The sequence below is a fragment of the Bacteroides sp. 1_1_30 genome (genome assembly GCF_020982715.1).
Taxonomy (GTDB): domain Bacteria; phylum Bacteroidota; class Bacteroidia; order Bacteroidales; family Bacteroidaceae; genus Bacteroides; species Bacteroides xylanisolvens.
In genome coordinates this window covers 126,018-133,621 of sequence record NZ_JAJKHN010000002.1, presented here as the reverse complement: position 1 = coordinate 133,621, position 7,604 = coordinate 126,018, and the positions used below count along the sequence as shown (strand labels likewise).

Genomic DNA, 7,604 nt, shown 5'->3' with positions numbered 1-7,604 from the left:
CTCCTTTAAGGCTTTTAACGAAGGAGTACGTTTGAAAGACTGTATTCATCTGCAACAACAACTGACCGGGGTTAGGGTTAAGGCGCTTGCGGCGGATTCAATCTATGCCAATAATGCCAACCGGAAATTTTGTACAAAATATCATATAAGTACTTCCTTTAAGCGTAAGGGCAGAGCTGCCAAAGATGAGCCGCTTCGGAAAATCTTACGGTCGGAACTCAGCCGTGAAAGAGCTACCCGCCTGGAAGGAAGTTTTGGAACGCAGAAACAACATTACTCACTGGCCAGGATAAAAGCTAGAAACAGGAAAACGGAAGTACTTTGGATTTTCTTTGGGATACATACAGCCAATGCGGTATGTATGATAGAAAAGGTCGAAAAGAAAAAAAGAAAGGCAGCATAATCTAACTAAAATAACAGGAAAAACAGGAGAGGTTTTAACTTCCCCTAAAAAAGACATGTACATAATGCATGGGTGGGAAGGAAAAAATAAGAATATGTAAACAATATTCTACAAAAAAGATAGAAGACTGGGAGAGTTGAACGAAAAAATCAAGAGAAAAGCTCACGTAAAGCAAAGCTTTTCTCTTGATTTTTTAGAAAGAGGAACATTTACTGAATATCCCTAAGGAGAGAGCGTCAAAACAACTCTCCGATTTCTTTCAGGCACGGATTACACGAATTACATGGATAAGTTTATTCTCTTTCCTTGTTTATTCGTGTAATCCGTGCCTTAGTTATGTCGATTAGCAAGCTAAGTTTTGTTTTAAAAAACTTGCGTCAGAGCGTTTATCTTCCCAATATGTAAGATTAACGGGCGTTGACTATGATTCCTCCTCCTAGTAGCAATCCGTCTCCATAGAATGCAGCAGCCTGTCCGGGAGCAATGGCTGTTAATGGTTCATGAAGCTGCACGTGCAATAAATGATCCGATGTGACGGTAATCGTGCCATGGTTTTCCTGCTTGCGATAGCGTATCTTCACAATTATGTCAGAGCGATCTAAAGTACGCTCCTGATTTACAAGATTCCAATCTTTCAACCACATTTCTGTTTTTTCCAACGATGAAAGAGAAGCCAACATCACTTCATTCTTTTCAGGATCAATCTCTTTCACAAATACAGGACGATTCAGATGAATGCCCAAACCGCGTCTCTGCCCAATAGTATAAAAGGGATAGCCTTCATGCCAGGCAATAAAATTTCCCTTTTCATCGACAAATCTTCCTCTTCTGATTCTGTCAGACCAGGTCTGTTTATCGCTGCCCGATGTCTGACTATTGTTGATTGATGCCTCACTATTACTGACCGACATCTGACCATTTCTGACCAACCAGTCTTTTAAAAAGGTCCGATAGTCCATCGGGCAAAAACAGACACCAATACTATCCTTTTTGGTTGCCACCTTTCGAAAACCATGTTCAGCAGCCCAGGCACGGGCTTCAGCTTTCGTAATATCGCCCATCGGCAACAGCATCCTATTAAGAATATCCTGTTTCAATCCCCATAAGAAGAAGGTTTGATCCTTATCCGAATCGGCGGCGTACGTTATATAAAAGGTTTCATTTAGTTGTATATTCTGCGCATAGTGTCCGGTAGCAATATAAAAAATTCCCATTTCATCGGCAATCTTAGCAAGCAAAGGCCATTTCAGATAATTATTGCACAAGGTACAGGGGACCGGAGTACGTCCTGCCAGGTATTCCTGCACAAAATATTCAATAATCTGCCGGGCAAATATTTCACGGGCATCGTATGTTATATGCCGTATTCCTAAACGTTCTGCCAAATTACGGGCATCTTCCAAGTATTCTGTCGAACCATTCAATTCATAAAAACGGAAGGTTACCCCGATTACTTCATAACCGGCTTCCAGCAATCGCATAGCAGCAACAGAGCTATCTGTACCGCCACTCATTCCAAGCAATACGCGTTTGTTTTCCTCTATCATGCTGCAAAATTAAGTATTTTCCCGTATCTTTGTCAGTTAAAGCCTAAAAGAGAATGAAAGAGAGACCAACTAACGGACAAGTTATAATCGTTTTCACAGAGCATCCGATACTCGGCATATTGCTGATTCCGTATATTGCGGAAAGGCTGAACGATGGCACCTTGCAATTAGTGGAGCAAGCGTTTCACGCCTCTCCGGAAGCTATGAGCATAATGAGCGAAGCGGAAAGACAAGCTATCGATATCGCTTCATACTATACAGAAAAGTATCTGATGGGCCTCTACTCCCGTGAAAAAACAGTATCACGCTTTCTACATAAGCTATCCGAAGATCCGGAACGAATTAAAAATAATATTCGCCCGTTCATCGAAAAGAAGCTGTTGGAGATGCTGGCGTTGATACGGGAAAATGGACTGCCTTTTTATCAGAAACAAGCCGGTAGCAAAATCTTATACGCCCATCATATTTATCATATCAACCCTCACGACGTAGAAATTCGCGTAACGTTTCATGTTGACAGTAAAACGTTCCGTTATCAGTTGCAGTGTTATTATGAAGGGCAACCGTTCTCTTTGAGTGAGTTAAAACCGGTAGTTGTACTGACCTCCTCGCCGGCCACTCTATTATTGGGAATGGAGTTATATTTCTTTCCGCACATTGAAAGCGCACGTATCTTACCTTTCACAAAGAAAAGATCGATTAGCGTAGACGCTTTGCAGATTGAGAAATACATAGACAACATCGTTATTCCAATTGCACGTTATCACGATATCGAGACTCACGGTTTGAATATTACTGAAGAAGAATGTGCCTGTGAAGCTGTTCTCTCATTCGAAGATGCCACATACAACGGACAAGCATTGCAACTTGTCTTCCGCTATGGAGACCAGACATTTGCACCAGATAGTGCTAATGAAATGAAGAAAATCATTTATCGGAAAACATCCGGTGAAATCGGCTTTTTCCCGCGTAATATTACAGTGGAAGAACAAGCAGTCCAACTCTTAACGAATGCCGGTCTGCAACAACTCAATGCCACACACTTCCAACTATCCGCCAAAGCTCCGGAAAAGACAATTGTCGAATGGATCAACAATCATCGGGAGATGTTGCAGCAATCCTTTCACCTTACCAGTAATGTAGGGAATGCATTATATTGTCTGGATGAGATACGCATCGAGCAAAGCTGCGACGATGAGGTTGACTGGTTCGAACTGCACATCACTGTTGTTATCGGTAATCTGCGCATTCCTTTTTCACGTTTCCGCAAACATATCCTCGAAGAAAAGCGGGAATATCTGCTACCTGACGGGCGTATGATTCTCCTGCCTGAAGAGTGGTTCAGCAAATATGCGAACTTACTGGAGATGGGAGTACAAACAGAAAAAGGAATTCGGTTGAAACATGCATTTATAGGTGCCGTACAGACAGCTTTGGGTGAGGATGGAGTGAAAAAATTCCCCGCGAAGCAGCAAATACATAACGTTGCCGTACCAAGAACGCTTAAAGCAACGTTACGCCCCTATCAGCAGAAAGGATTCTCGTGGATGGTACACCTCCATAAACAAGGATTTGGCGGATGCCTGGCAGATGACATGGGACTCGGGAAGACTCTTCAGACTCTTACCCTGCTACAGTACATATATAAGCCATCCGCTCCCAAACAACCCGCTACCCTAATTGTAGTCCCCACATCGCTACTTCACAACTGGCGACGGGAAGCCAAGCGCTTTACAGGGCTCTCAATGATGGAATACAACAACACCGTGGCTATAGACAAGAAACGTCCGGAAAAATTCTTCGGTCATTTTCACTTGATCTTTACTACGTATGGCATGATGAGAAATAACATTGATATACTCTCTTCCTACCGTTTCGAATATGTCGTGCTCGATGAAAGCCAGAATATCAAGAATAGCGAATCGCTCACCTTCCGGTCGGCAATTCAACTGCAAAGCAAACACCGACTCGCACTAACAGGTACTCCTATCGAAAACTCATTAAAGGACCTGTGGGCTCAATTTCATTTTATACAACCGGACTTACTGGGCACGGAAAGTGCTTTCCAAAAGCAGTTCATAATGCCGATTCGCCAGGGAAACGAACGCGTACGAGTGCAGTTGCAACAACTGACTGCCCCATTCATCCTCCGCAGAAGCAAGAAAGAGGTAGCTCCGGAACTTCCTGAACTTACGGAAGAAACAATCTACTGCGACATGACTGAAGAGCAGAACACGTGTTACGAACAGGAGAAAAACAGCCTGCGAAACATACTTCTCCAGCACCCTCAAAGTACGAACAGGCTCCATTCATTTAGTGTACTAAATGGCATTTTGCGTTTACGACAACTCTCTTGTCATCCGCAACTCATTCTTCCTGATTATACCGGAACATCCGGAAAAACCGCACAGATAATCGAAACATTCGATACATTACAAAGCGAAGGACACAAAGTCCTAATTTTCTCTTCATTCGTCAAACATCTGGAGGTCTTGGCTGAAGCTTTCCGAGAACGAGGCTGGAAATATGCCCTATTAACAGGAGCAACCAACAACCGGCCTTCCGAAATCGCCCATTTCACCGAGCAAAAAGATGTTCAGGCATTCCTTATTTCACTAAAAGCAGGGGGTGTGGGACTCAATCTTACACAAGCCGACTATGTATTTATCATAGATCCCTGGTGGAATCCTGCCGCCGAATCGCAAGCCATCGCCCGTGCCCATCGTATCGGTCAGGATAAGCAGGTGATTGCCTATCGCTTCATTACACAAAACAGCATTGAGGAAAAGATTCTGCATCTGCAAGATGAGAAACGAAAACTGGCGGAAACATTTGTTGCCGACAGTGAGTCATTGCCTATATTAAGCAATGAGCAATGGGTAGACCTGCTCTAATAATACATAAAGCCTCAATCTATCACAGAGGTGTGTAAAATGTATTATTTCATCGTATTCCTGAATTTTTTTATCCATATACTCTTATTTTATCCGGTTATCTTTGTCACTGTGAAAATTATAAATAACCCGAAATAATAAATGTATGAAAAACAGGAGCATTACCTACCTATTACTATTTGGTATTTGCAGCATGTTGGCAATCATGCAATCATGCCAAAAAACAGACGACCTGGAAGCAGACATCAATTCTCTGAAAGACCGTGTCGCTGCTTTGGAAAAAGCAACGGAAGGACTGAATACTTCATTTGCCAGTCTGCAAGCCCTTATGCAAAAAAACAAAATCATTATCGGAATTACTCCGACTAAAGATGGCTTAGGATATTTGCTGGAACTTAGTGACGGAACAAGCATTAAAGTCATGGAGAGTGAAGCAGTACAAGCGTCTGTCCCTGAATTTTCCGTAGACGAAGAAGGCTACTGGATATATAAAACAAGTAATGATACAGATTTCAAATATCTGCCAGGAGCCGATGGAGAGAAAATATCAGCCTGGCCCCGTGATGGAGAAGGCAATGTGGTGGCAACTCCATTAATCAGCGTATCTTCCAGTGGATATTGGCAAGTGAGCTACGATAATGGACAAACATATACAAGCTTAGGAACTAAGGCCGAAGGTGGAAGTCAGGGAGGAACCAGCATATTCAGCAAGGTAGAATATAATGAAGCAAACCATACTTTCTCATTCACCCTGGCTGATGGTGAAAAAACATATACTTTCCCAGTAGACGACAGCTTCGGACTGATCATTTATGGTCTCAATGACGCTGAAAGTGAACAAGCTGTGCAAGTTTTTGCCCCCAATGAAAGCCATAAAGAGTATAAAGTAGAACAGAATGACGTGCAACAAGCTGCAATACAAGCTCCTAAAGGATGGGATGTTCTTTTATCCGAGAACTTATTAACTATCACACCACAAGCAACTGTTGTAAAAGACGTAGAAGAAACAATTAAGATTGTACTTACTTCATCAAAGAATTATATCCGTATTGTTTCTATTGAAGTGAAACAACTTTCCAATGAAACCGGAGCAAAAGCCTGGCAACAATTTGTAAACGCAGATCAACAAAATGTATTATTGGACTTTTCATACGCCGGATATAAACATGGTGAAATAGCTCCTCCTGAAATAGAAACATTAATAGCACAAGGATATAAAGTATACGATGTTACAGATCCCCAATATGGGGCTATCCCCAACGACGGCAAATCTGACAGAGCAGCTTTCATGAAGGTACTGGAAAAAATAGCAAGAGAAACAAAGCAAGAAGATCTCAATAATATGACAGATCGATATATTAAGGAAAACGCTAAAGCTATTATCTACTTCCCAGAAGGGAATTATATTCTACAAGATGAGGATTCTAAGGATCGCAGGATTCGTATATCGATGAGTGATATTGTTTTAAAAGGAGCCGGAAGAAACAAAACAACACTCGAAATGACTGCTGCAAATAATTCTCCCAAACCTACTGAGGAAATGTGGAATGCTCCTGTTATGATGGAGTTCAAACATAATACAGGATTAGGAGAATCAATTGGTGCTATCACTGAAGACGCTCCCATAGGCAGCAAAACCATAACGGCCAGTTTAACAGGAGTAAGTGCGGGCAGTTGGGTATGTCTCGTACTGGGAACCCCCAAGTTGGGAAACACGGATAATGATGTTATTAATTCCGAACTATCGCCTTATCAATGGCAAGATATTAAGGTACAACAAGGCATTACTCCCAATATCAAAACAAATGGTATTCAAATATTCGAATACCATCAGATTGAAAAGATTAGTGGTAACAGTATTACCTTTAAAGAACCCATCATGCATGCTATTAATAAAGATTGGGGATGGAATGTACATAAATTCGCCAATTATGCCAATGTTGGCGTAGAAGACCTTACATTTAAAGGACATGCCAAAGAGAAGTTTATTCATCACGGCTCTGACATAGATGACGGTGGTTTTAAGCTTATCGATTTTGTACGTCTGACCAATTCATGGATGCGCCGGGTTAATTTTGAAAGTGTTAGTGAAGCCATGTCAATCACAAGTTCTGCCAATTGTTCTGCTTATGACATCACTATTGGTGGTAATCGTGGACATGCTTCTATCCGCTCGCAAGCTTCTTCCCGTATCTTTATTGGAAAAGTAACTGAAAGCAGCAATGGCTACACACTTAGAAAAGGAGAAGGTCAAAGCACATTGATGGAATATAAAACAAACGTTGGTCAATATCACGCTTGCGGTGTTTCAAAGCAAAGCATGGGTGCTGTAATATGGAATGTGAAATGGGGAGATGATTCTTGCTTTGAATCACATGCCACACAGCCACGTGCAACATTAATTGACTGCTGTACTGGCGGTTTCATGCATTGGAGACAAGGAGGAGACTCTGCTCAAATGCCAAATCACATGGAGAATCTGACAATATGGAATTTCTATGCAACAAATGTACAAACAGATCAGGACATCGATACAGAAGGTAAATTTACCTGGTGGGATAGTAACGGCTTTTGGTGGAAATTTATGCCTCCTATCATTGTCGGTTTCCACGGAAGTCCTTTAGATTTTGATGCTACTCAAATGAAGCGACTCGAAAGTAACGGAACTGCTGTGGAACCATATTCACTCTATGAGGCTCAATTACGTAAACGTTTGGGATATGTTCCTTCCTGGCTATCCTCTTTAAAATAATAACTTTA

Annotated in this window: 4 protein-coding genes; 3 read left to right on the top strand and 1 reads right to left on the bottom strand. The window is 41.8% G+C overall.

The genetic code is table 11. From position 1 onward, the window contains the following. Positions 1-403, top strand: a 403-nt coding sequence (locus LPH68_RS01025) for a transposase (RefSeq protein ID WP_230296836.1), incomplete at its 5' end; no start/stop codon positions are given. Positions 404-810: 407 nt separating this feature from the next. On the opposite strand, the gene mnmA is transcribed toward LPH68_RS01025, so the two are convergent. Beyond that, positions 811-1,950: a tRNA 2-thiouridine(34) synthase MnmA gene (mnmA, locus tag LPH68_RS01020; RefSeq protein WP_009039114.1), complete on the bottom strand. Its 1,140-nt coding sequence runs from the start codon at positions 1,948-1,950 to the stop codon at positions 811-813. A gap of 53 nt (positions 1,951-2,003) precedes the next feature. On the opposite strand from mnmA, the gene LPH68_RS01015 reads away from it, so the two are divergent. Continuing rightward, complete coding sequence (locus tag LPH68_RS01015; protein ID WP_008024003.1) at positions 2,004-4,844, top strand: DEAD/DEAH box helicase; 2,841 nt, start codon at positions 2,004-2,006, stop codon at positions 4,842-4,844. 145 nt (positions 4,845-4,989) lie between these two features. Then, on the top strand, positions 4,990-7,596 hold the full coding sequence (locus LPH68_RS01010; protein ID WP_151923835.1) for a DUF4955 domain-containing protein: 2,607 nt from the start codon (positions 4,990-4,992) through the stop codon (positions 7,594-7,596). The last annotated feature ends 8 nt before the right edge of the window (positions 7,597-7,604 follow it).